Source organism: Pseudomonas sediminis, from assembly GCF_039555755.1.
Classification (GTDB): Bacteria; Pseudomonadota; Gammaproteobacteria; order Pseudomonadales; family Pseudomonadaceae; genus Aquipseudomonas; species Aquipseudomonas mendocina_D.
The window spans coordinates 1,364,615-1,388,008 of record NZ_CP154631.1; the positions used below are offsets into that span (position 1 = coordinate 1,364,615).

Annotated in this window: 21 protein-coding genes; 11 read left to right on the plus strand and 10 right to left on the minus strand. The window is 64.1% G+C overall.

Translation table 11 applies throughout. From position 1 onward, the window contains the following. Window positions 1-34: 34 nt before the first annotated feature. From AAEQ75_RS06570 to gloA, 5 genes are all read left to right on the plus strand, one after another. The gene (locus AAEQ75_RS06570; RefSeq protein ID WP_343351229.1) at window positions 35-1,270 is read left to right on the plus strand and encodes an ABC transporter permease; all 1,236 of its coding nucleotides are present in this window, start codon (window positions 35-37) and stop codon (window positions 1,268-1,270) included. Between the two features lie 7 nt (window positions 1,271-1,277). Beyond that, the gene (locus AAEQ75_RS06575) at window positions 1,278-2,132 is read left to right on the plus strand and encodes an ABC transporter permease (RefSeq protein WP_343351231.1); all 855 of its coding nucleotides are present in this window, start codon (window positions 1,278-1,280) and stop codon (window positions 2,130-2,132) included. A gap of 218 nt (window positions 2,133-2,350) precedes the next feature. Further along, entirely contained in the window at window positions 2,351-4,189 is a 1,839-nt protein-coding gene (ilvD, locus tag AAEQ75_RS06580; RefSeq protein ID WP_125835551.1) for a dihydroxy-acid dehydratase, read from the plus strand. 124 nt (window positions 4,190-4,313) lie between these two features. Next, window positions 4,314-4,772 (plus strand): metallophosphoesterase family protein, encoded by a 459-nt coding sequence (locus AAEQ75_RS06585; protein ID WP_343351233.1) that lies wholly within the window; start codon window positions 4,314-4,316, stop codon window positions 4,770-4,772. A 247-nt stretch (window positions 4,773-5,019) separates the two neighbouring features. Then, window positions 5,020-5,547, plus strand: coding sequence for a lactoylglutathione lyase (gloA, locus tag AAEQ75_RS06590; protein ID WP_343351235.1), 528 nt, complete (start codon window positions 5,020-5,022; stop codon window positions 5,545-5,547). 67 nt (window positions 5,548-5,614) lie between these two features. On the opposite strand, the gene AAEQ75_RS06595 is transcribed toward gloA, so the two are convergent. Next, window positions 5,615-6,262: a YitT family protein gene (locus tag AAEQ75_RS06595; RefSeq protein WP_125879736.1), complete on the minus strand. Its 648-nt coding sequence runs from the start codon at window positions 6,260-6,262 to the stop codon at window positions 5,615-5,617. 112 nt (window positions 6,263-6,374) lie between these two features. Continuing rightward, a complete protein-coding gene (locus tag AAEQ75_RS06600) occupies window positions 6,375-6,905 on the minus strand; it encodes a dihydrofolate reductase (protein WP_092378346.1) in 531 nt (176 codons plus the stop codon). A gap of 115 nt (window positions 6,906-7,020) precedes the next feature. Between AAEQ75_RS06600 and AAEQ75_RS06605 the strand changes: the two genes are divergently transcribed. The 3 genes from AAEQ75_RS06605 to AAEQ75_RS06615 are packed head-to-tail and all read left to right on the plus strand — an operon-like array spanning window position 7,021 to window position 10,990. Further along, window positions 7,021-8,163: a glycerophosphodiester phosphodiesterase gene (locus tag AAEQ75_RS06605; protein WP_343351239.1), complete on the plus strand. Its 1,143-nt coding sequence runs from the start codon at window positions 7,021-7,023 to the stop codon at window positions 8,161-8,163. 45 nt (window positions 8,164-8,208) lie between these two features. Beyond that, a complete protein-coding gene (locus tag AAEQ75_RS06610; protein ID WP_343351241.1) occupies window positions 8,209-9,615 on the plus strand; it encodes a DUF2868 domain-containing protein in 1,407 nt (468 codons plus the stop codon). Then, window positions 9,608-10,990, plus strand: a complete 1,383-nt coding sequence (locus AAEQ75_RS06615) for a GTPase/DUF3482 domain-containing protein (RefSeq protein ID WP_343351243.1) — start codon at window positions 9,608-9,610, stop codon at window positions 10,988-10,990. The genes AAEQ75_RS06610 and AAEQ75_RS06615 overlap by 8 nt, the downstream gene beginning before the upstream one ends. Window positions 10,991-11,017: 27 nt before the next feature. Here the strand turns inward: AAEQ75_RS06615 and AAEQ75_RS06620 are convergent, their stop codons facing one another. From AAEQ75_RS06620 to AAEQ75_RS06630, 3 genes are read right to left on the minus strand one after another with little or no spacing between them, the layout of a single operon-like run. Next, window positions 11,018-11,812: a thymidylate synthase gene (locus AAEQ75_RS06620; protein ID WP_343351245.1), complete on the minus strand. Its 795-nt coding sequence runs from the start codon at window positions 11,810-11,812 to the stop codon at window positions 11,018-11,020. Continuing rightward, window positions 11,812-12,612, minus strand: coding sequence for a prolipoprotein diacylglyceryl transferase (gene lgt, locus AAEQ75_RS06625; protein WP_343351247.1), 801 nt, complete (start codon window positions 12,610-12,612; stop codon window positions 11,812-11,814). The genes AAEQ75_RS06620 and lgt overlap by 1 nt, the downstream gene beginning before the upstream one ends. Before the next feature lie 10 nt (window positions 12,613-12,622). Then, on the minus strand, window positions 12,623-13,405 hold the full coding sequence (locus AAEQ75_RS06630) for a sulfite exporter TauE/SafE family protein (RefSeq protein ID WP_343351249.1): 783 nt from the start codon (window positions 13,403-13,405) through the stop codon (window positions 12,623-12,625). A 128-nt stretch (window positions 13,406-13,533) separates the two neighbouring features. Here AAEQ75_RS06630 and AAEQ75_RS06635 point away from each other — a divergent pair, with 128 nt between their 5' ends. Next, window positions 13,534-14,277 (plus strand): NRDE family protein, encoded by a 744-nt coding sequence (locus AAEQ75_RS06635; protein ID WP_343351251.1) that lies wholly within the window; start codon window positions 13,534-13,536, stop codon window positions 14,275-14,277. Between the two features lie 80 nt (window positions 14,278-14,357). Here AAEQ75_RS06635 and ptsP read toward each other — a convergent pair whose 3' ends face one another. Continuing rightward, a complete protein-coding gene (gene ptsP, locus AAEQ75_RS06640) occupies window positions 14,358-16,637 on the minus strand; it encodes a phosphoenolpyruvate--protein phosphotransferase (RefSeq protein WP_179574752.1) in 2,280 nt (759 codons plus the stop codon). 18 nt (window positions 16,638-16,655) lie between these two features. Further along, complete coding sequence (locus AAEQ75_RS06645; RefSeq protein ID WP_099525994.1) at window positions 16,656-17,135, minus strand: RNA pyrophosphohydrolase; 480 nt, start codon at window positions 17,133-17,135, stop codon at window positions 16,656-16,658. Between the two features lie 144 nt (window positions 17,136-17,279). Here AAEQ75_RS06645 and AAEQ75_RS06650 point away from each other — a divergent pair, with 144 nt between their 5' ends. After that, window positions 17,280-17,933, plus strand: coding sequence for an HAD family hydrolase (locus tag AAEQ75_RS06650; protein WP_343351254.1), 654 nt, complete (start codon window positions 17,280-17,282; stop codon window positions 17,931-17,933). Window positions 17,934-18,113: 180 nt separating this feature from the next. Here AAEQ75_RS06650 and AAEQ75_RS06655 read toward each other — a convergent pair whose 3' ends face one another. Together AAEQ75_RS06655 and ilvA are read right to left on the minus strand one after the other, a co-directional pair. Continuing rightward, window positions 18,114-18,554, minus strand: a complete 441-nt coding sequence (locus AAEQ75_RS06655; protein WP_343351256.1) for a DUF2269 family protein — start codon at window positions 18,552-18,554, stop codon at window positions 18,114-18,116. 98 nt (window positions 18,555-18,652) lie between these two features. Continuing rightward, the gene (ilvA, locus tag AAEQ75_RS06660) at window positions 18,653-20,167 is read right to left on the minus strand and encodes a threonine ammonia-lyase, biosynthetic (RefSeq protein ID WP_343351258.1); all 1,515 of its coding nucleotides are present in this window, start codon (window positions 20,165-20,167) and stop codon (window positions 18,653-18,655) included. Window positions 20,168-20,326: 159 nt separating this feature from the next. On the opposite strand from ilvA, the gene rpiA reads away from it, so the two are divergent. Then, window positions 20,327-20,998 (plus strand): ribose-5-phosphate isomerase RpiA, encoded by a 672-nt coding sequence (gene rpiA / locus AAEQ75_RS06665; protein ID WP_179543721.1) that lies wholly within the window; start codon window positions 20,327-20,329, stop codon window positions 20,996-20,998. 159 nt (window positions 20,999-21,157) lie between these two features. On the opposite strand, the gene AAEQ75_RS06670 is transcribed toward rpiA, so the two are convergent. Continuing rightward, complete coding sequence (locus AAEQ75_RS06670) at window positions 21,158-23,377, minus strand: heavy metal translocating P-type ATPase (protein ID WP_343351260.1); 2,220 nt, start codon at window positions 23,375-23,377, stop codon at window positions 21,158-21,160. Window positions 23,378-23,394: the final 17 nt, after the last annotated feature.

Below are 23,394 nucleotides of genomic sequence, written 5' to 3' on the forward strand. Positions count from 1 at the left end.
ACTTGCTGTGCGCCCTGTTTTACGGAGTAACACCTTGTCATCCCTGACCACCAGCGAAGCCGGCCAAGCCGCCAGCGCCCGTCGCAAGAAACGCCTCGCCGCCTTTCTCTTCGTGGTGCCGCTGCTGCTGTTCATCATCGTCACCTTCGTCGCCCCCATCGGTACCATGCTGTGGCGCAGCGTGTATCACCCGACCGTGGCCGAACTGATTCCGCAGACCCTGGCCGAGCTCGAACGCTGGGACGATCACAAGCAACTGCCGGACGAGAAGACCCTGCAGGTATTCGTCAGCGAACTGCACGCGCTAAACGAGCAACGCCTGTCAGGTAAGCTGTCCGAGGAGTTCAACCGCGCCTATACGGGCATGTCCAGCGTGGTCAAATCCACCGTGCGGCGCATCGGCCGGATGGATGCCGAAGCGCTGTCCTCCGAGGGCGTCGAAGCCCTGCTCGCCAGCCATCGCAACTGGAGCAAACCCGAGCTGTGGTACGCCATCGAGCGTTCCGGCAAGGTCTACACCTACGACTACTACCTGACGGCCCTGGATCTGGAACTGCACCCCGACGATGGCATCCAGGTGCGGCAGGACACGCAGATTTACCTGCAGCTGTATTCCAAGACCCTGAACATGGCGCTGGTCATCACCCTGCTCTGCGCCCTGCTCGGCTATCCGCTGGCCTACTACCTCGCCGGCCTGCCGTCGAACCGCGCCAACCTGCTGCTGGTGCTGGTGCTGCTGCCGTTCTGGACCTCGCTGCTGGTGCGCACCACCTCGTGGATCGCGCTGCTGCAGACCAACGGCGTGATCAACTCCTTCCTCATGGGCATCGGTATCATCAGCCAGCCCTTCGAGATGCTCTACACCTCGTTCGCCACCGTGGTGGCGATGACCCACATCCTGCTGCCGTTCATGATCCTGCCGCTGTACAGCGTGATGCGCGGCATCGACCCCAGCTACATGCGCGCCGCACTCAGCCTGGGCGACAAGCCAATACCGGCGTTCGCCCGCATCTACTTCCCGATGACCCTGCCCGGCCTGAGTGCCGGGGCGCTGCTGGTGTTCATCATCTCGGTCGGCTACTACATCACCCCGGCGCTGGTCGGTGGCACCGACGGGCAGATGATCAGCAACATCATCGCCTTCCACATGCAGCGCTCGAACAACTGGGAGCTGGCCGCCGCGCTGGGCTCGCTGCTGCTCGGGCTGATCCTGCTGCTGTACTGGGTGTACGACCGCTTCGTCGGCGCCAGCAACATCAAGTTGGGATGATGAGACGATGAAGATCCCCGCCTACTACGGTTTCTGGCACCACCTCGGACACTGGCTGCTCAAGGCCAGCTCCCGGCTGGTGTTGCTGTTCCTGATCCTGCCGATCCTGGTGATCGTGCCGCTGTCGTTCAACGCCGAGCCGTTCTTCAGCTTCACCGAAGGCATGCTCACCCTCGAACCCGAGGCCTATTCGCTGCGCTGGTACCGGGAGATATTCAACGATCCGAAATGGATACTGGCGATCAAGAACAGCTTCTTCATCGGCATCCTCTCGACCATCCTCGCCACCATTCTGGGCACCTGCGCCGCCATAGGCCTGGCCCGCGATGAGATGCCGTTTCGCCGCTTCATCACCGCCCTGCTGCTATCGCCAATGATCGTGCCGCTGATCATCACCGCCGCCGGCATGTTCTTCTTCTACTCCAACCTCGGCCTGGCCGGTGGCTACCTCGGGGTGATCCTGGCGCACGCCGCGCTGGGCACGCCGTTCGTCATCATCACCGTCACCGCCACGCTGACCGGCTTCGACTACAGCCTGGCACGCGCAGCGCTGAACCTCGGCGCCACACCGATTCGCGTGTTCTTCGACGTGATCATGCCGCTGATTCGCCCCGGCGTGATTTCCGGCGCACTGTTCGCCTTCATCACCTCGTTCGATGAAGTGGTGGTGATCCTGTTCATGGCCGGGCCACAGCAACGCACCATTCCGCGGCAGATGTTTTCGGGCCTGCGCGAGCAGATCAACCCGAGCATCCTGGCCATCGCCACCCTGCTGATCCTGGTCTCCATCGCTCTGCTGGTCACCCTGGAACTGCTACGCCGACGTGCCGAGCGGATGCGCGGGATCGAAATACCGCATTGAGCCGTCACGGACCTGCGCACGACCGGCAACCTTCCCCCGCCAGCCCTGGCGGGCGTAGAATCGCCCCATTCCCCGCCCGGCATCCTCCGGCGGGCCTGTGAGCCCCGGCCGTACGAACGGTGATCCCGTTTCGTCATGCAGCCTCCTGACACCGCGGCGATCTGCCGCTCGACGACGCTCACCGCACACACAACCGAATTAGTCGCAGGAATACCGTCATGCCCGATTACCGCTCGAAGACCTCCACCCACGGCCGCAACATGGCCGGCGCCCGCGCCCTGTGGCGCGCCACAGGGATGAAGGACGAAGACTTCAAGAAACCGATCATCGCCATCGCCAACTCCTTCACCCAGTTCGTGCCCGGCCACGTGCACCTGAAGGACCTGGGTCAGCTGGTCGCCCGCGAGATCGAGAAAGCCGGCGGCGTGGCCAAGGAATTCAACACCATCGCCGTCGACGACGGCATCGCCATGGGCCACGACGGCATGCTCTATTCGCTGCCGAGCCGCGAGATCATCGCCGACTCCGTGGAGTACATGGTCAACGCCCACTGCGCCGACGCCATCGTCTGCATCAGCAACTGCGACAAGATCACCCCCGGCATGCTGATGGCCGCCCTGCGCCTGAACATCCCGGTGGTGTTCGTTTCCGGCGGGCCGATGGAAGCGGGTAAAACCAAGCTGGCCAGCCATGGCCTGGATCTGGTCGATGCCATGGTCATCGCCGCCGACTCCAGCGCCTCCGACGAAAAGGTCGCCGAGTACGAGCGCAGCGCCTGCCCGACCTGCGGCAGCTGCTCCGGCATGTTCACCGCCAACTCGATGAACTGCCTGACCGAAGCACTGGGCCTGTCCCTGCCGGGCAACGGTTCGACCCTGGCCACCCACAGCGACCGCGAGCAGCTGTTCCTGCGCGCCGGCCGCCTGGCCGTCGAGCTGTGCCAGCGCTACTACGGCGAAGGCGACGAGTCGGTACTGCCGCGCAACATCGCCAACTTCAAGGCGTTCGAGAACGCCATGATGCTCGACATCGCCATGGGCGGTTCGACCAACACCATCCTGCACCTGCTGGCCGCCGCCCAGGAAGGTGAAGTCGCCTTCGACCTGCGCGACATCGACCGCCTGTCGCGCAAGGTGCCGCAGCTGTGCAAAGTCGCACCGAACATCCAGAAGTACCACATGGAAGACGTGCACCGCGCTGGCGGCATCTTCTCTATCCTCGGCGAACTGGCCCGTGGCGGCCTGCTGCACACCGATGTAGCCACCGTCCATAGCCCGAACATGGCTGAGGCCATCGCCCAGTGGGACATCACCCAGACCAACGACGAAGCGGTTCACCACTTCTTCAAGGCAGGTCCAGCCGGTATCCCCACCCAGACCGCGTTCAGCCAGAGCACCCGCTGGGACAGCCTGGATGATGACCGCGAGAATGGTTGTATTCGCAGCGTCGAGCACGCTTATTCCCAAGAGGGTGGACTTGCGGTGCTGTACGGCAACATCGCCCTCGATGGCTGTGTGGTGAAAACCGCTGGCGTGGACGAATCCATCCACGTCTTCGAAGGCTCCGCCAAGGTCTTTGAAAGTCAGGACAGCGCGGTGCGCGGCATCCTCAATGACGAAGTGAAGGAAGGTGACATCGTCATCATCCGCTACGAAGGTCCGAAAGGCGGCCCGGGCATGCAGGAAATGCTCTATCCGACCAGCTACCTGAAGTCCAAAGGACTGGGCAAGGCCTGCGCCCTGCTCACCGACGGGCGTTTCTCCGGCGGCACCAGCGGCCTGTCCATCGGCCACGCCTCGCCGGAAGCGGCAGCAGGCGGCGCCATTGGCCTGGTCAACGACGGCGACAAGATCCTCATCGACATCCCCAACCGCAGCATCAACCTGCTGGTCAGCGACGAAGAACTGGCCACCCGCCGTGCCGAGCAGGACAAGAAAGGCTGGAAGCCGGCCGCACCGCGCACCCGCAAGGTGACCACCGCGCTCAAGGCCTACGCCCTGCTCGCCACCAGCGCCGACAAGGGCGCGGTGCGCAACAAGGCGATGCTCGACGACTGATTCGTCAGCGTTGCTGCAGCGAAAAGCCCGGCCTGGTTTGCCGGGCTTTTTGTTGTCGGAGGGTTTGCACCTGACGCTGATCGCCAGCAAGCTGGCTCCTACATCTCATGCTCAGGACCTCATCATGCGCATTGGTCTGATCGCCGACACCCACAACCTGCTGCGCCCCGAAGCGCTGGCAGCGCTGCAAGGCGTCGATCATCTGATCCATGCCGGCGATATCGGCGGGCCGCACATCCTGACCGAACTGGAACGCATCGCGCCGCTGTCGGTGGTGCGCGGCAATAACGACCAGGAGGCTTGGGCCGATGACATTCCCGAGACGCTGACGCTGCGCTTCGAAGACACCACGCTCTATGTCCTGCACGACCTGAAGCAACTGAACATCGACCCCAGAGCGCTTGAAATCGATGTAGTAATCGCCGGCCATTCGCACAAGCCACTGCACGAAGAGCGCAACGGCGTGCTCTACCTCAACCCCGGCAGCGCCGGGCCACGGCGCTTCAAGCTGCCCATCGGCGTGGGCATCCTGCATATCGAGGATCGGCGAGTACAGGCCGAGCTGATCACGCTGCCGGTCTGATGACCATCGTGGACGACGCTTCATCCGTCCACCGCCCCGCCAACCTTCGCTCTGACACGGACCGGAGGAGCGCCTAGGCGGCAGTCCGTTTCAGCCGCGATGCTTCGCGCCCTCAAGCCAATCGCGCCTGAAGCCGCTCCTACAAACGCCCCGGCATCGCTGCTTGATCAAGGTCACGCCCTTGAAAAACGTGGCCACCGCGCCCATATAGCTAGATAGAGCCTTTTCCCGCCTGATGGAGAACCCCATGACCCTCGACGAGCTCAACGCCATCCCCGGCGTGACCGCCAAGCCCGACGTTGCCACCGCCGACTTCGTCTACAACCACACCATGATCCGCGTGAAGGATCTGACCAAATCGCTGGATTTCTACACCCGCGTGCTGGGCTTCACCCTGCTGGAGAAGAAGGACTTCCCTGACGCTGAGTTCAGCCTGTACTTCCTCGCCCTGATCAACGACAAGTCGCAGATCCCGGTTGACCCGGCTGCTCGCCATCAATGGCGCAAGTCGATCCCCGGCGTGCTGGAGCTGACCTACAACTACGGCACCGAGAAAGACCCGGAATTTTCCTACCACAGCGGCAACAGCGACCCACGTGGCTTCGGCCACCTGTGCGTGTCGGTGCCGGACATCAAGGCGGCCTGCCAGCGCTTCGAAGACCTCGGAGTGGATTTCCAGAAACGTCTGACCGACGGCCGCATGCGCGATATCGCCTTCATCAAGGACCCGGACGGCTACTGGGTCGAGATCATCCAGTTCACCGAAGTGATCTGATTCTCGCCTCCGCGAAAACCAACGAGGGGCTGCCTCCAGCGAAGCAGCCCCTCGTTCGTTGCCGGGTTCAACTGACGCCGACGTAGCGGTCCGCCCGGTGATTGATCGCCAGCACCAGATTGAGCACTACCGCCCCCAGCACCGAGAGCAGCACCTTGTCTGGCGACACCACGAAAATCGCCGCCAGGACGATGCTCGCGTCGATGGCCATCTGCACGGTGCCAGCGCGGAAACCGAAGCGCTCCTGCATATACAGCGCGAGAATGTTAACCCCGCCCAGGCTGGCGCGGTGGCGGAACAGCATGAGCAAGCCCAGCCCCATCGCAGCGCCACCGAACAGCGCGGCATACACGGCGCTTAGATGAGCGAAGGCGACCCAGTGCGGCGTCAGCTCGGCCAGTAGCGAAACCAGCATCACCGCGCAGCCCGTGCGCAAGGTGAAAGCCCAGCCCATACGCCAGATACCGAGCAGGTAGAACGGCAGATTGACCAGGCAGAACACCAGACCGAACGACCAGCCGGCCTGGTAATTGGCCAGAAAGGCGATGCCGACAGTGCCACCGGTGAGCAGGCCGGCATGCGTGTAAAAGGCGATACCCAGCGCCACCAGCGCGGTGCCGAACAGCAGGGCCAGCGCATCTTCCCAGAGTGGATGGCGCACGAAGAGTGCAGCGACGGCGCTCGGGCGCTCGTCGACGGGCGATTGCTCAGACATGTAAAAACCTGCATCAGGATGCACGAAAGAAAATTACGGCAGAGGCAAGGCAGTGGCCGTCCCGCCGCGCAGGAGAATCTGGCGGCAGAAATGGCCGGAACGCCAGGCAGGATTATGCGCCGCGGCGCTCCCACACTTCGAAGGCGTAAGACGGTGTCTCGGCCGAAGCCGGGTGCTCGACGCTGGAGGTCATACGCCAGGTGGCCTCGTCGACCTCGGGGAAGAAGGCATCACCCTCGGGATCCAGGCCGACACGCGTCAAGTAAAGACGATCAGCCTGGGCCAGGCCCAGCTCATAGAGCTGCGCGCCGCCGATCAGCATCAGTTCCTCGGCATTCTCTTCACGCGCCCAGGCGTCAGCTCGTTCGATAGCCTCTTCCAGCGTCGCGAATACCTCGGCACCTTCCAGGGTCAGGCCGGCCTGACGGCTGACCACGATATTGAGCCGGCCCGGCAACGGGCGCCCGAGCGAATCCCAGGTTTTGCGCCCCATGATGATCGGCTTGCCGAGCGTCATCGCCTTGAAGTGCTTGAGATCCGCCGGCAGGTGCCAGGGCAGTTGGTTGTCGCGGCCAATCACGCGGTTGTGCGCGAGCGCGGCGATCAGAGAAAGAGGTAGAGTCGTTTTCATGGCCGCGAGCATAACAGAGCCCCCAGCGGCCTCGCAGCCCATCAGTGGCTGCAGCAGCGCTGTCGTCGTATCGTCATATTCGCCGTAGCAGGCTAAGGGCTGACTCTACGAGCAAGGAGCCAGCATCATGTCGACATCACTCTCTGCCTGGGTATTGGGCGTCACTCTGCTGCCACTGGCGGTCTTCGCCAGCCCGACTCCGGATAACATCCAGGCCGCCATCGACTGGGCCCAGCAGCAGCCCAGTGCAGGGCAACCCCAGACCTGGGACAGCAAGGCGCCACTGGTGATCGCCCACCGGGGCGCCAGCGGTTACGCGCCCGAGCACACACTGGCGGCATACGCGCTGGCAGCCTTTCAAGGCGCCGACTACATCGAGCCCGACTTGGTGATGACTCGCGATGGCCAGTTGGTCGCCCGCCACGACAACGAACTGGGGCTGACCACCGACGTGGCGCAGCGCCCCGAATTCGCTGACCGCAAACGCACCCAGAGCGTCGACGGGCGCAGCCTGGAAGGCTGGTTCAGTGAGGACTTCACCCTGGCCGAGCTGAAAACCCTGCGCGCGATCGAACGTATCCCGCAGCAGCGGCCGGACAATACCCGTTTCGATGGCCAGTTCGAGATTCCCACGCTGCAGGAGATCATCGATCTGGTGAAACGCCTGGAAGCCCTTCAGCAACGGCCCCTGGGTTTGTACCCGGAAACCAAGCACCCCACCCACTTCCAGCGACTAGACCTGGCCATGGAAAAACCGCTGCTGGCGGTGCTCGAACGCAACGGCTATGACAGCGCCGACGCGCCCGTTTTCATCCAGTCCTTCGAAGTGGCAAACCTCAAGACGCTGAGCACGCTGACACCAATCCGCCTGGTGCAGCTGCTGTGGGTAGAAGGCCGACCCTACGATCAGCAGGTACTGGGCAGTGACCTTGGCTATCAACAGATGATCACGCCAGAAGGTCTGAAAAACATCGCGCGTTACGCCAGCGGCATCGGCCCGGAGAAAGGCATGATCATCCCGCGTGATACCACCGGTAACCTCACAGAGCCGACCAGCCTGGTACGTGACGCCCATGCGGCCGGGCTCAAGGTGCATCCCTACACCTTCCGCGCTGAAAACGCCTTCCTGCCCACCCGTCTGCGTAACGGCAGCGAACCGAGCGAGCGCGGCGATATCAACGCCGAGCTGCGTGCCTTCCTCGCCACCGGTATCGATGGCCTGTTCATCGACCAGCCGGATATCGCCGTGCGTTTGCGCGAGCAGCGCTGATTCGCACCGAAGCGTATCAGGGGTTATTCTCAACCCCTGATACGAATGACGAGACGCCCCGTGACAGACGCCTCCTCCCCTACCCCCTTCCAACGCCTCTGGCTCAGCGAAACCATTCGCCTGCGCGAGGACCATGCCGGCCCGCTCGAAGACAGCGAGGCCAATCGCCTGGCCCGTGCCGAGCAGGTTGACCTGGCCGAGCGTATCCAGCATCGCGCCCTGCACCTGGCCCGCCGTGATGGTCAGTGGCAGGCGCTGTTGCACTGGTTGCAGGGCGCACGCCTGGCCGGTGTGCTGCTGGCACTGCTGGCCCTGCTCAGCGGCTTCGGCCTGGCCCTGGCCGCACTCGGTGACGGCAGCCGCCCGATCAACGTGTTCTGGGCACTAGGCAGTCTGCTCGGGCTCAACCTGCTGATGCTGCTCGGCTGGCTGCTGGGCCTGCTGCTGACCCGTGACAACCCAGGCGCGCTGGGTCGCCTGTGGCTGTGGCTCAGCGAAAAACTGGCGCGTGATGCCAGCGCTGCGCAACTGGCCCCGGCTCTGCTGCTGATGCTGCAACGCCAGCATCTGACCCGCTGGGGACTGGGCCTGATGGTCAACGGTCTGTGGGCGCTGGCCATGCTCGCGGCGCTGGCCACCCTGCTATTGCTACTCGCTACGCGCCGCTACGGCTTCGTCTGGGAAACCACCATTCTTGGTGGCGACACCTTCATCGCCCTGACCCAGGCCATCGGCGCCCTGCCCGCGCTGCTCGGCTTCAGCTTGCCAGACATCGACGTCATTCGCGCCAGCGGCGATGCCGCTATCGCCAGCGAAGCAGCCCGGCAGAGCTGGGCCGGCTGGCTGGTCGGCGTGGTGCTGGTCTACGGCCTGCTGCCACGCCTGCTACTGACACTGCTATGCCTATGGCGCTGGCAGTCCGGCAAAGGCGCGCTGCGCCTGGATCTCGACCTGACCGGCTATGGCCTGCTGCGCCAACGCCTGCAACCGGACAGCGAACGCCTGGGCATCTGTGACCTGGCGCCCGCCGCCCTGCACCAACCGCAAGGCGGCGCCAGCGCGCAACCTAGCAGCGGCGCGCTGCTGCTCGGCATCGAACTGGACGAGCGCCGCCCCTGGCCGCCTGCGTCGCTGCCCAAGGGCGTGGCCGATGCCGGGGTGATCGACAGCCGCGAACAGCGCCGTCAGTTACTCGAACAGCTGACCCGCTTCCCGCCCGAGCGCCTGGCCATCGCCTGCGACCCGCGCCGCTCACCGGATCGTGGCACCTTGGCGCTGATCGGCGAACTGGCGCGCTCGGCCTCGGCTACGCGCATTTGGCTGCTGCCGCCGACACCCGGTGAGAGCCTGGACAGCGCCCGCCTGACGGACTGGCATCAGGCGATCGCCAGCCTGGAACTGCAGCATGGCGATACGGCACCGCTGAACTGGCTGGAGAGCGGACATGACTGAGCCACTGAAACTGGCCCTGGTCGGCCACACCAACGTCGGCAAGACCTCGCTGTTGCGCACCCTGACCCGCGACATCGACTTCGGCGAAGTCTCGCCCCGCGCCAGCACCACCCGCCATGTCGAAGGTGCGCGCCTGTCGGTGGATGGCCAGGCGCTGCTGGAGCTGTACGACACCCCAGGCCTGGAAGACGCTATCGCCCTGCTCGACTACCTGGAACGTCTCGACCGCCCCGGCGAGCGGCTGGACGGCCCGGCACGTCTGGCGCGTTTTCTCGAAGGCAGCGAGGCGCGCCAGCGCTACGAACAGGAAGCCAAGGTGCTGCGCCAGCTCATGGCCTCCGACGCCGGCCTGTATGTGATTGATGTGCGTGAGCCGGTGCTGGCCAAGTACCGCGACGAACTGGCGGTGCTGACCATGTGCGGCCGGCCGCTGCTGCCGGTGCTCAATTTCGTCGCCAGCGCCAGCCATCGCGAAGGTGAATGGCGCGAAGCCCTGGCCCGCCTCGGCCTGCATGCTCTGGTGGCGTTCGACAGCGTGGCACCACCTGCAGACGGCGAACGACGTCTGTACGAAAGCCTGGCCCTGCTACTGGAGCGTTCGCGCCCGCAGCTGCAACGACTGATCGAGGATCACGAAGCCCAGCGCCAGGCCCGGCGCCAGGCCGGCAACCGTCTGATCGCCGAGCTGCTGATCGACTGCGCCGCCTGCCGCCGCAGCGTCGCCGCCCAACCCGTGCTGGAGCAGGGCGCCATCAGCGAGCTGCGCACGGCCATTCGCCAGCGCGAGCAGCGTTGCGTCGAGGCCCTGCTACGCCTGTACGCTTTCCGCAGCAGTGACGCCAAAGCGGCTGACCTGCCGCTGCTCGACGGCCGCTGGGGCGATGATCTGTTCAACCCGGAAACACTGAAGCAGCTCGGCATCAAGGTCGGCGGCGGCATGGCAGCCGGCGCCGCCACGGGCGTCGGCGTCGATCTGCTGGTCGGCGGCCTCACCATGGGCGCAGCTGCCGCATTGGGCGCAGTGATCGGCGGCAGCGCGCAGACCCTGCGTAACTACGGGGAGCGCTTGAAGGGAAAACTCAAGGGCCAGCGCGAACTGACCGTCGACGACGCCGTGCTGCGCCTGCTCGCCCTGCGTCAGCAGCAATTGCTGGCCGCACTGGACGTGCGCGGACACGCCGCGATGGACGCCATCAGCCTCAACGTCCCGCAGGAAACCCTGTGGCGTCAGGGCAAGCTGCCTGCCCCGCTGAACGTGGCACGCGCTCACCCGCAATGGTCATCGCTCAATCCCGGCGCGCGCCTGGAAGAGGCCGAACGCGCCGAACAGGTAGAGCGCCTGCGCAGCGACCTTTCCATGCAACCGCTGGGCTGAAGCGGAAAACGCGCAGCCCCCGCTTGCCTACACTGCCACCGGCGCCTTGATATGCGGGTGCGCTTCGTAATCCACCAGTTCGAAGTCCCCGAATTTGAAGGCCAACAGGTCCTTCACCTCAGGATTGAGCTTCATGGTCGGTAGCGGCAGCGGCTGGCGGGTCAGCTGCAGGTCGGTCTGCTCGATATGGTTGGCGTACAGGTGGCAGTCGCCGCCGGTCCAAATGAACTCACCCGGCTGCAAGCCGCAAACCTGCGCCACCATCAGCGTCAGCAGCGCATAACTGGCGATGTTGAAGGGCACGCCGAGGAAGATGTCGGCCGAACGCTGATAGAGCTGACAGCTGAGCTTGCCGTCGGCGACGTAGAACTGGAACAGCGCGTGGCACGGTGGCAGCGCCATCTGCTCGACCAACGCGGGGTTCCAGGCCGAGACGATCAGGCGACGCGAATCCGGGTTCTTCTTGATCATCTCGATCAGCTTGGCGATCTGATCGATGGACTCGCCGTTGGGCGCCGGCCAGCTGCGCCACTGGTAACCGTAGACAGGGCCAAGGTTGCCATTCTCGTCGGCCCACTCGTCCCAGATGCTGACGCCGTTGTCCTTGAGGTACTTGATGTTGGTGTCACCCTGCAGGAACCACAGCAGCTCGTGGATGATCGAGCGCAGGTGGCACTTCTTGGTGGTGACGATGGGGAAGCCGTCAGCCAGGTCGAAGCGCATCTGGTAGCCGAACACGCTGTAGGTGCCGGTGCCGGTGCGGTCTTCCTTGAAGGTACCGTGCTCGCGCACGTGGCGCATCAGGTCGAGGTACTGTTTCATCAGACGGCTCCTTGTACGGGCTGGCGCTTGTAGGCGTAGGCAATCAGGCCGATACCGCCGAGGATCATTGGCAGGCAGAGAATCTGACCCATGGTCAGCCAGCCCCAGGCCAGGTAGCCGAGCTGAGCATCGGGCACACGGACGAACTCGACGATGAAGCGGAACACCCCGTAGCAAGCGGCGAACATGCCGGAAACGGCCATGGTCGGGCGCGGTTTGCGCGAATAGAACCAGAGGATGATGAACAGCGCCACGCCTTCCAGGGCGAACTGGTAGAGCTGCGACGGATGACGCGCCAACTGCTGCGGGTCGGTAGGGAAGATCATCGCCCAAGGCACGTCGCTGGCCTTGCCCCACAACTCGGCGTTGATGAAGTTACCGATGCGCCCGGCACCCAGACCGATCGGCACCAGCGGTGCGATGAAGTCCATCAGCTCGAAGAAGCTCTTGCCGTTGCGCTTGCCGAACCACCAGGTCGCCAGCATCACCCCGATCAGGCCGCCATGGAAGGACATACCGCCCTCCCAAACCCGCAGGATCTTCGCCGGTTCGGCGATATAGGCGGCAAAATCATAGAAAAATACATAGCCCAGACGCCCACCGAGAATCACCCCCATGGCCACCCAGAACACCAGGTCGGACAGCTTGTCCTTGGTCCAGGTCGCATCGAAACGCTCCAGCCGGCGCGATGCCAGTAGCCAGGCACCACCGATGCCGACCAGGTACATCAGGCCGTACCAATGGATTTTCAGGGGGCCGAGGGCAATGGCCACCGGGTCGATCTGCGGATAAGGCAGCATCCAGGACTCCTTAGATGAAAAAACTCAGGCCCACACTGAACAGCAGCAGGGCGAACAGACGCTTGAGCAACAGTGGCGACAGGCGATGGGCCAGGCGCGCACCCAAACGGGCAAAGAACATGCTGGTCACAGCAATACCCAGCAACGCCGGGAGATAGACGAAACCGACACTCCACGGCGGCAGATGCGCATTCCCCCAGCCGGTGAACATGAAACTCAGCGCACCAGCGATGGCGATCGGCAATCCACAAGCCGCCGAGGTTGCCACCGCCTGTTGGATCGGCACGCTGCGCCAGACCAGATAGGGCACGGTCAACGAACCACCACCGATTCCGAAAATTGCCGAGGCCCAGCCAATCACTCCGCCGGCCACCGTCAGCGCCGGCTTGCCTGGGACATCGCGGCTGGCCTTGGGTTTCAGGTCCAGCGCCATCTGCACCGCCACGACAATGGCGAACGTACCGATGATCTTCTGCAACAACGGCCCCTGTATCAACGCCGCCGTCATCGCACCTAACGCTGCACCGAGCAGGATACCGACGGCCAGCCAACGAAACAGCGGCCAACGCACCGCGCCGTTGCGATGATGTTCGAGCAACGAATTGATCGAGGTGAATACGATGGTCGCCAGGGACGTGCCCACTGCCAGATGGGTGAGGATTTCCGTTGCCATTCCCTGGGAGGTGAAGCTCAACACCAGCACCGGCACGATGATCAGGCCGCCACCCACGCCGAACAGGCCGGCCAGCACACCGGCAGCCGAACCCAGCACCAGATAGAGCAGCAGTTCCATCGACACCCCCAAAAACAAAGCGGCATGGTAGCGGAAATGCCCACTCAACGGCATACGGGTCGACGGAACGGTTGCCGCCCCTGGCTGAGCTCGCTAGCCTGCCAGACTCCGCCACCGGAGGAATGCGCATGTGCCTGATCGTCTTTGCCTGGCAGCCCGAAAACCAGACGGTGCTGCGCCTTGCAGCCAATCGCGACGAGTTCTACGAGCGCCCCAGCGCCGCACTGGGTGAATGGCAGGACGCCCCTGGCGTATTTGCCGGCCGCGACCTGCAGGCCGGCGGCACCTGGCTCGGCGTTACTGCGCAAGGTCGCTTCGCGGCGCTGACCAACATCCGCGACCCCAGGCAAAAAGCCGGGCCGCGCTCACGCGGTGCGCTGACGGCTGACTACCTGCTGGGCCAGGAGTCGGCACCGGCCTATCTCGACAGAATCATGCGCGACTCGGCAGCCCATGCCGGATTCAACCTGCTGGTTGGCGACCGCCACCAGCTCTGGCACTTCAACTCTGCGGAAGGCCGGCCCCGGCAACTGCAGAGCGGCATCTACGGCATGTCCAATGCCAATCTCGACACGCCCTGGCCGAAGCTGCTGCGTGCCAAGAATGCCTTGAGCGATCAAGTCGAGAGCGGGGATGAAGCGCTATTGGGGCTGCTGAGCGACGGTAGCCAGCCGGACGATCAGCTGCTGCCGGATACGGGCGTGGGGTTGGCCACGGAGCGCCTGCTGTCGAGCGTCTTCATCGCCAGCGCCGCCTATGGCACTCGCGCCAGCACGGTGCTGAGCCTTGAGCGCAATGGCGGCTGGAGCATCATCGAGCGCAGTTTCGGCCAGCATGGCGCCGTGCTAGGCGAGGTCGCCTTAAGCGGGTAAGCAGCGCGGCGGGAGCGAGCCCTGCTCGCGAATCCTGGGGCACAAAAGCTTCGCGAGCAGAGCTCGCTCCTACAGACGAATCAGGCCTGGATATTGGACGCCGGATTGATCACCCGGCCCAGGCCGAGATTGCGCAACGCCAGGTGCAGGGTGCTATAGATCAGGTGCGGGTTATCCATGGTCATCACCTGGCCCAACAGTTCCTTGGCCTTGCTCTGGGTGATCTGCCGCAGTAGCCATTTCACCTTGGGCAAGTTGGTGGCGTTCATGGACAGCGAATCGAAGCCCATGGCCAGCAGCAGCACGGCCGCCGCCGGATCCCCGGCCATCTCGCCACAGATGCTCACCGGCTTGCCTTCCAGATGGGCGTCATGCACCACCTTCTGCAATGCCTGCAGCACCGCCGGGTGAAGGAAGTCGTAGAGGTCGGCGACCCGCGGGTTGTTACGATCCACCGCTAGCAGGTACTGGGTCAGGTCATTGGAACCCACCGAGAGGAAATCCACCTGCCGCGCCAGCTCGCGGGTTTGGTACACCGCCGCGGGAATTTCAATCATCAGGCCGATGGGCGGCAGCGGTACATCGGTGCCTTCGTCACGCACCTCGCCCCAGGCTCTGTGGATCAGGTGCAACGCCTCTTCCAACTCCTGAATGCCGGAAATCATCGGCAGCAGGATGCGCAGATTATTCAGCCCCTCGCTGGCCTTGAGCATGGCGCGGGTCTGCACCAGAAAGATTTCCGGATGGTCGAGCGTGACGCGGATACCGCGCCAGCCGAGGAAGGGGTTCTCTTCCTTGATCGGGAAATAGGACAGCGCCTTGTCACCACCGATATCCAGGGTGCGCATCGTCACCGGCAGCGGGTGGAAGGCCTGCAACTGTTCGCGGTAGGTAGCAAGCTGCTCCTTCTCGCTGGGGAAGCGCTCGTTGATCATGAACGGCACTTCGGTGCGATACAGGCCGACACCCTCGGCACCACGCTGCTGGGCACGGGCCACGTCGGCGAGCAGGCCGGTGTTAACCCATAGAGGCATGCGATGGCCATCGAGCGTTTCGCAGGGTAACGCACGCAGGGCGTCGAGGCCCTCGGTGAGCTGGCGCTCCTCCTCGACCACATCGGCGTACTGCTTGCTCAGCAGCTCGCTGGGGTTGGTGAAGACTTCGCCGTGGTAGCCGTCGACAATCAGTTTGATGCCGTCGATCTTCGAATACGGCAGGTCGACCACGCCCATCACCGTGGGAATACCCATGGCGCGGGCGAAGATCGCCACATGGGAGTTACCCGAGCCAGTCACCGAGATCAGGCCGACCAGCTTGCCTTCCGGGACTTCGCCAAGCATCGCCGGCGAAAGCTCCTCACTGACCAGAATGGTGTTGTCGGGATAGACCAGCGAGGTCTTGCGCTCTTCCTGCAGGTAGGCCAGCAGGCGGCGACCCAGGTCGCGCACATCGCTGGCGCGCTCGCGCAGGTAGGCATCATCCATCAGCTCGAAGCGCTTGACGTGGTCGAGCACCACCTGGCGCAAGGCGCCCTGCGCCCACTGGCCGGTGCGGATGATCTTGCGCACCTCGTTACCCAGTGCGGCGTCCTCGAGCATCATCAGGTAAACGTCGAATAGCGCGCGCTCTTCCTTGCGCAGTTGGGTGGCGAGCTTCTCGGACAGCTCCTGCATGTCCTCGCGCACCCAACCCAGCGCCTTGTCGAACAGTTCCAGTTCGGCGGCTATGTCATCGACGCTTCGGTCTGGAACTACATTGAGATCGGCCGGGGGCAGCACCACGACAGCGGTTCCGACCGCTGCCCCCGGCGCACCCGGCACGCCGACGAACTTGGCCTCCTGCACGCCTTTGCCCTGGCGCCCCAGGCCGCGAATCGAACCGGTCGCCTCGGCATGGGCGATGACCCCGGCGAGCTGCGCGCTCATGGTGACCAGGAAGGCTTCTTCGCCCTCGTCGAACTGGCGGCGCTCCTTCTGCTGCACGACGAGCACGCCCATCACGCGGCGGTGGTGGATGATCGGTGCACCGAGGAAGGATGCATAGCGCTCCTCGCCGGTCTCGGCGAAGTAGCGATAGCGCGGGTGGCCTGCGGCATCTTCGAGGTTCAGGGGTTCCTCGCGGCTACCGACCAGGCCGACCAGACCCTCGCTGGGCGCCATGCTGACCTTGCCGATGGAGCGCTTGTTGAGGCCGTCGGTAGCCATCAGCACAAAGCGGTTGCTTTCCGGATCGAGCAGGTAGACCGAGCAGACCTGACTGCCCATCGCTTCCTTCACCCGTTGCACAATGATCGTCAATGCCGCCTTGAGATCCTTGGCGGCATTCACTTCCTGGACGATCTTGCGCAGCGTATTGAGCATGCTCGATTGGGGTCCGTATCAGTCGCGCACTATCAGGCGCGGGGCGAGTTCCTTGAGCGCACGGCGATACACCTCGCGCTTGAATGTGACCACCTGACCCAGCGGGTACCAGTAACTGACCCAGCGCCAACCATCGAATTCGGGCTTGCCGGTCAGGTCCATGCGTACGCGGTCTTCAGCTCCGGTCAGACGCAGCAGAAACCACTTCTGCTTCTGTCCGATGCACAGCGGCTGGCTGTGCGTGCGCACCAGACGCTGCGGCAAACGATAACGCAACCAGCCTCGGGTGCAGGCGAGGATATTCACATCCTGCTCTTCGAGCCCGACCTCTTCATTCAGTTCACGGTAAAGCGCCTCTTCCGGCGATTCACGATCATTAATGCCGCCCTGGGGAAACTGCCACGCATCCTGGTTGATACGCCTGGCCCAGAGCACCTGGCCGAAATCATTGGTCAGGATGATGCCGACATTCGGGCGGAAACCATCAGAATCGATCACGGCAAGCAACCTCGTACACGCAAGTTCCGGCATTGTTCCACAAAGCCGGCGACAGCAGCAACGCGGGTTTAGGTGCAGTTTGAAACCCCCGGCAAAGCGGCTATTCTGGCGCGCCTCCCCTTTCTACAGAACAGGTAACGAACCGTGCGCTTGGCCCTTTTCGATCTCGACAACACCCTGCTGGCTGGCGACAGCGACCACAGCTGGGGCGAATTCGTCTGCCAGCGCGGCCTGGTCGACGCAGCCGAGTACCTGGCACGCAACGATGCCTTCTATGCCGATTACTGTGCCGGCAAACTGGATGTGGTGGCCTATCAGAATTTCAGCCAGGCCATTCTCGGCCGCCACGACATGGCGCAACTGGCGCAGTGGCACCGCGAGTTCATGGCCGAGGTGATCGAGCCGATCATTCTGGCCAAGGGCGAGGCACTGCTGGCCGAGCACCGCGCCGCGGGCGACAAGCTGGTGATCATCACCGCCACCAACCGTTTCGTCACCGCGCCCATCGCCGAACGTCTGGGCGTGGAGACGCTGATCGCTACCGAATGCGGCATGCAGGACGGCCGCTACACCGGACAGATCACCGGCACGCCGTGCTACCAGGACGGCAAGGTGACGCGGCTGAACGAGTGGCTGGCAGAGACGGGGTACAACCTCGACGGGGCCTACTTCTATAGCGACTCACGCAATGACCTGCCACTGCTCGAAGCGGTGGCCAATCCCGTGGCAGTCGACCCGGACGACGTGCTGCGCGCCACCGCCATCGAGCGCGGCTGGCCGGTGATCTCGCTGCGTTGAGATGAAGCACTGAACACGCAGCTGTAGGAGCGGCTTCAGCCGCGAAATCTTTGATAGCGGCAATCGCGGCTGAAGCGCAATGCCGCCCTGCCGCCCTGCCGCTCCTGCAGGCGAAAAGCAGACGCAGCCGGTAAAACGTAGGGCGGTCTCGCGAGCGAAGCGAGCAGCCCGCCGACCTGCTCAAGCCGGCTTGGCTCCCATCAACGCCATGATGGCGATCAGCAATACCAGAATCAGTCCGGCATAGATCAGGCACAGACGCTTCAACGCTGTTGGCGCTGGCGCATCACCCAGCGCGCGCCAAACGGCCAGGCGACCGGCCAGCAGCAAACCGAGCAGCATCATCAGTGCATAGAGAATGCTGCCCAGCAGCAGCCAGGTCTGCCCCAGCGGCCAGCCGGCAGTGTCCACCAGCCAGTAGCCAGTGACCGGCAGGCTCAGCGCCAGCACGGCGAACGCTGGAAAGCTGAACAGCAGTGTGACCCGCAGTTTGCGCGCCAACACAGCCGCATCACCACCACGCTGCGCCTTGAACAGCATGACGCCATGAGCGATCAGGCCGAGCAGCAGCAACACGCCCGGGGCGCTGTGGAGAATACGGACCAGCAGATAGTGTTCCATCAGGGGCTTCCTTGGTTATCAGGCGATTACGTAGGGCGGGTGTAACCCGCCAGCGCGCTTTGGCGGGTTACACCCGCCCTACGGTTCGAAGGCAGCTTTCAACCCAGAAACAGGCGATAAGCGGGGTTGTCACTTTCATCCCAGTAGGGATAACCGATGGCGTCCAGCGCCGCCGGCACCAGATGGCGTTCGTCCGCTGGCACCTGCAGGGCGGCCAGCACGCGGCCATCGGCAGCGCCGTGATTGCGGTAGTGGAACATCGAGATATTCCAGCGCCCGCCCAGTTTCTGCAGGAAATTGAACAGGGCGCCCGGCCGCTCGGGGAATTCGAAGCGCAGCACCATCTCGTTACCGACACCAGCGGCATGACCACCGACCATATGGCGGATATGCAATTTGGCCAGTTCGTTATCGGTCAGGTCCAGCACCGGGAAGCCCTGCGCACGCAGGCCCTCGACCAACGCCTGGCGTGGGTCGTTCTCCGGATGGGTCTGCACGCCGACGAAGATGTGCGCCTCGCGGTCAGTGTGATAGCGATAGTTGAACTCGGTGATCTGGCGCTTGCCCACTGCCTCGCAGAAGGCCTTGAAGCTGCCCGGCTGCTCGGGGATGGTCACGGCGATGATCGCTTCGCGCTTCTCGCCCAGTTCGGCGCGCTCGGCGACATGGCGCAGGCGGTCGAAGTTGACGTTGGCGCCGGAATCGATACCCACCAGCACTTCGCCATTGGCGCCCTGGCGCTCGACGTACTTCTTGATCCCGGCCACGGCCAGCGCGCCGGCCGGCTCGGTGATCGAACGGGTATCGTCGTAGATATCCTTGATCGCCGCGCAGATTTCGTCGGTGCTGACGGTGATCACCTCGTCGACGTGATGCTTGCAGATATCGAAGGTGTGCTGGCCGATCTGCGCCACCGCCACGCCATCGGCGAACAGCCCGACGGTCGGCAGTACCACGCGCTCACCCGCCGCCATCGCCTGCTGCAGGCAGTTGGAGTCGTCCGGCTCGACGCCGACCACCTTGATCTCCGGGCGCAGGTACTTCACGTACGCGGCGATACCGGCGATCAGGCCGCCGCCACCGACCGGGACGAAGATGGCATCGATATGCCCCTGGTGCTGACGCAGCACTTCCATGGCCACGGTGCCCTGCCCGGCGATCACCAGCGGATCATCGTACGGGTGGATGTAGGTGTAGCCCTTCTCCTCCACCAGCTTCAGCGAATGTGCCAGCGCCTCGGGGAAAGCATCGCCGTGCAGCACCACCTTGCCACCGCGCGAACGCACACCCTGCACCTTCAACTCCGGCGTGGTGCGCGGCATGACGATGGTCGCTTTCACGCCCAGGTGCTTGGCCGCCAGGGCCAGGCCCTGCGCATGATTGCCAGCCGAGGCGGTGACCACGCCGCGCGCCAGCTCTTCCGGGGACAGTTGCGCCAGCTTGTTGTAGGCGCCGCGAATCTTGAACGAGTACACCGGCTGCAGATCTTCGCGCTTGAGCAGAATCTGGCTACCCAGCCGCTCACTGAGCTGACGGGCGGGTTGCAGCGGGGTTTCCACCGCGACGTCATAAACGCGCGAGGTGAGGATCTTCTTCACGTACTGTTCGAGCATGGCGATTTCGCAGGTGTTCGGGCTTTGAGAGGACTGCCGAGTCTACCCCAGCGCCGCGCCGGACGACCATACGAAAGGCGCGGGTTCTGCCCCGTCAGCACACCACTTGCGGCTATAATTCGCGGCTTAACTCTCTACCTTCCCAGGCATTCCCCCGCGATGAACCAGGATCAGTTGAAACAGGCCGTGGCCCAGGCCGCCGTCGACCACATTCTCCCGCGCCTCGACAGCAAGAGCATCGTCGGCGTCGGCACCGGCTCCACCGCTAACTTCTTCATCGACGCGCTGGCCAAGCACAAGATGGACTTCGATGGCGCCGTCGCCAGCTCCGAAGCCACCGCCGCACGCCTGAAAGGCCATGGCATCCCGGTCTACGACCTCAACAGCACCGCCGAACTGGAGTTCTACGTCGACGGCGCCGACGAGAGCGACGAGCGTCTGCACCTGATCAAGGGCGGCGGCGCAGCGCTGACCCGCGAAAAGATCGTCGCCGCCGTGGCCAAGACCTTCATCTGCATCGCCGACGCCAGCAAGCTGGTGCCGGTGCTGGGCAACTTCCCACTGCCGGTCGAAGTCATTCCCATGGCCCGCAGCCATGTGGCGCGCGAGCTGGTAAAGCTGGGCGGCGACCCGGTATACCGCGAAGGCGTGCTGACCGATAACGGCAACGTCATCCTCGACGTGCACAACCTGTCGATCAACGATCCGGTAAAACTGGAGGCGGACATCAACGCCATCGTCGGCGTGGTCACCAATGGCCTGTTCGCCGCCCGCCCGGCCGATCTGCTGCTGCTCGGCACCGCCGAAGGCGTGAAGACGCTCAAGCGCTGAATCGGTGGGAGGCGCTTCAGGGGCGATTGTCGCGGCTGAAGCCCCTCCCACAGAGTCCTTTGTTCCACCCACTCTGATTTGCGCAGTCGGTGGCCCGAGTGCAATCCGAGTCTGCTGCGATTCGCCATGCGCACCGGAAACTGGCTACGGGTCGGGTGTTCACTTGCGCAACAAGCGCAAGCCGTTGAACACCACCATCAGGCTCACGCCCATGTCGGCGAACACGGCCATCCACATGGTCGCCTCGCCCGTCAGGGTCATGACCAGGAAAACGGCCTTGATGCCCAGCGCCAGGACGATGTTCTGCACCAGGATGGCGTGGGTCTGCCGCGACAGGCGCACGAAGGCCGGAATCTTGCGCAGATCATCGTCCATCAATGCCACATCGGCGGTCTCGATAGCGGTATCGGTGCCGGCAGCGCCCATGGCGAAGCCGATCTCGGCCTTGGCCAGCGCCGGAGCATCGTTGATGCCATCGCCAACCATGCCCACTACCTTGCCTTGTGCCTGGCGCGCCTCGACCCAGGCCAGTTTGTCCGCGGGCAGCAGATCGCCACGCGCCTCGTCGACACCCACCTGTTCAGCGATGGCCGCCGCGGTGTGGGCGTTGTCACCGGTGAGCATGCAGGTGCGTACGCCCAGTTCGTGCAGTTCGGCGACCGCCTCGCGGCTGGTCTGACGCACCGTGTCAGCGACGGCGAAAAGCATCAGCGCGCGCTGTTCGTCGCACAACACCACCACGCTCTTGCCCTGACGCTCCAGCGCCTCCAGACGCTCTTCCAGCTGCACAGAGCAGAGCCCTAGGTCTTCGACCAGGCGATGGTTGCCTATATAAAGCAGCGTGCCATCGACCATGCCCTTGGTACCGCGCCCAGGCAGCGCCTCGAAGTCCTTGACCTCGTGCAGCGCCTGCCCTTGCTCTGCGGCGTGCTGAGCCAATGCCCGGGAAACCGGATGGTCGGAGCGCGCGGCCAGGCTCGCTGCCCAGGCGGCGTGCAGCGGCTCATCCACTTCCAGCAGATGGAAGCTGTCGGTTTGCACCGGCTTGCCGTGAGTCAAAGTGCCGGTCTTGTCCAGCGCCAGCAGCGCCAGATGCCGGCCGTTCTCCAGATACACGCCGCCCTTGATCAGGATGCCCTTGCGCGCAGCGGCCGCCAGACCACTGACAATGGTCACCGGCGTGGAGATCACCAGCGCACAGGGGCAGGCCACCACCAGCAGCACCAGGGCACGATAGACCCAGTCGAGCCAGGCACCGCCCATCAGCAACGGTGGCAGCACGGCGACAGCCAGGGCGAAAGCGAACACTGCCGGGGTATAGATGCGCGAGAACTGATCGACGAAACGCTGGGTCGGTGCACGCGAGCCCTGCGCCTCCTCGACCGCATGGATGATCCGCGCCAGGGTGGTGTCGCGTGCCGCCGCCGTTACGCGGAACTCCAGCGAGCCGGCCTCGTTGATGGTGCCCGCGAACACCGGATCGCCGACACCCTTCTCTACCGGCAGGCTTTCCCCGGTAATCGGCGCCTGGTTGACGGTCGAGCTGCCGCCGACCACCTCGCCATCGAGGCTGATGCGTTCACCGGGGCGTACACGCACCACCGTGCCCAGGCCGATGGACTGTACGTCCACGTCCTGCCAGGCACCATCGGCCTGCTTTACCGTCGCGCGAGGTGGTGCCAGATCCATCAGCCCGCGAATCGCATTGCGCGCCCGGTCTAGCGAGCGTGCCTCGATCAGTTCGGCCAGGGTGAACAGCACCATCACCATCGCCGCTTCCGGCCACTGGCCGATCAGCACGGCGCCGGTCACGGCGATGCTCATCAGGGCATTGATGTTGAGGTTGCGATTCTTCAGGGAGATCCAGCCCTTCTTGTAGGTGTTCAGCCCGCACATCAGGATGGCGGCCACCGCCAGCAGTGCCACCAGCCAGTCCGGACCGAGCTCGGCAAAATGCACGACCTCGGAAGCGGTCGCCACCACCCCGGCCAACGCCAGCGGCCACCAGGGCTTTTGCACGGGTGGCGCCGCGGACTGATCAGCGGTGCTTTCGTCCTCTACCTGCGCAGTGAAGCCCAGCGCACGAATCGCCGGCACCACCTGCGCCAGCGCCCCTTCGCCATGGCTGACGGTAAGCACGCGCTGCAGCAGGTTGAATTGCAGGCCCGCCACGCCCGGTAGCCGACCCAGTGCATCACGGATCAGGCGTTCTTCCGTGGGACAGTCCATCTGCTCGATACGAATGCGGGTGTTCAGTGGGCCACTCAGCGGCTCGTCCATGGACTGCTGATGAGCATCGTGATCATGCCCGGCGTAGTCGTGGGCATGGTCGTGGTGGGCAGGCGGCTGTTCGTGCGAGTGGTCGCAGCAACGGCTCATGGCAAGTCTCCGTCGGG

What these genes read in the sequence shown, in the direction of transcription:
- AAEQ75_RS06575 (WP_343351231.1), top strand. Translation starts at nt 1,278, where the DNA reads ATGAAGATCCCCGCCTACTACGGTTTCTGGCACCACCTCGGACACTGG.
- ilvD (WP_125835551.1), top strand. Translation starts at nt 2,351, where the DNA reads ATGCCCGATTACCGCTCGAAGACCTCCACCCACGGCCGCAACATGGCC.
- AAEQ75_RS06585 (WP_343351233.1), top strand. Translation starts at nt 4,314, where the DNA reads ATGCGCATTGGTCTGATCGCCGACACCCACAACCTGCTGCGCCCCGAA.
- gloA (WP_343351235.1), top strand. Translation starts at nt 5,020, where the DNA reads ATGACCCTCGACGAGCTCAACGCCATCCCCGGCGTGACCGCCAAGCCC.
- AAEQ75_RS06595 (WP_125879736.1), bottom strand. Translation starts at nt 6,262, where the DNA reads ATGTCTGAGCAATCGCCCGTCGACGAGCGCCCGAGCGCCGTCGCTGCA.
- AAEQ75_RS06600 (WP_092378346.1), bottom strand. Translation starts at nt 6,905, where the DNA reads ATGCTCGCGGCCATGAAAACGACTCTACCTCTTTCTCTGATCGCCGCG.
- AAEQ75_RS06605 (WP_343351239.1), top strand. Translation starts at nt 7,021, where the DNA reads ATGTCGACATCACTCTCTGCCTGGGTATTGGGCGTCACTCTGCTGCCA.
- AAEQ75_RS06610 (WP_343351241.1), top strand. Translation starts at nt 8,209, where the DNA reads ATGACGAGACGCCCCGTGACAGACGCCTCCTCCCCTACCCCCTTCCAA.
- AAEQ75_RS06615 (WP_343351243.1), top strand. Translation starts at nt 9,608, where the DNA reads ATGACTGAGCCACTGAAACTGGCCCTGGTCGGCCACACCAACGTCGGC.
- AAEQ75_RS06620 (WP_343351245.1), bottom strand. Translation starts at nt 11,812, where the DNA reads ATGAAACAGTACCTCGACCTGATGCGCCACGTGCGCGAGCACGGTACC.
- lgt (WP_343351247.1), bottom strand. Translation starts at nt 12,612, where the DNA reads ATGCTGCCTTATCCGCAGATCGACCCGGTGGCCATTGCCCTCGGCCCC.
- AAEQ75_RS06630 (WP_343351249.1), bottom strand. Translation starts at nt 13,405, where the DNA reads ATGGAACTGCTGCTCTATCTGGTGCTGGGTTCGGCTGCCGGTGTGCTG.
- AAEQ75_RS06635 (WP_343351251.1), top strand. Translation starts at nt 13,534, where the DNA reads ATGTGCCTGATCGTCTTTGCCTGGCAGCCCGAAAACCAGACGGTGCTG.
- ptsP (WP_179574752.1), bottom strand. Translation starts at nt 16,637, where the DNA reads ATGCTCAATACGCTGCGCAAGATCGTCCAGGAAGTGAATGCCGCCAAG.
- AAEQ75_RS06655 (WP_343351256.1), bottom strand. Translation starts at nt 18,554, where the DNA reads ATGGAACACTATCTGCTGGTCCGTATTCTCCACAGCGCCCCGGGCGTG.
- ilvA (WP_343351258.1), bottom strand. Translation starts at nt 20,167, where the DNA reads ATGCTCGAACAGTACGTGAAGAAGATCCTCACCTCGCGCGTTTATGAC.
- rpiA (WP_179543721.1), top strand. Translation starts at nt 20,327, where the DNA reads ATGAACCAGGATCAGTTGAAACAGGCCGTGGCCCAGGCCGCCGTCGAC.
- AAEQ75_RS06670 (WP_343351260.1), bottom strand. Translation starts at nt 23,377, where the DNA reads ATGAGCCGTTGCTGCGACCACTCGCACGAACAGCCGCCTGCCCACCAC.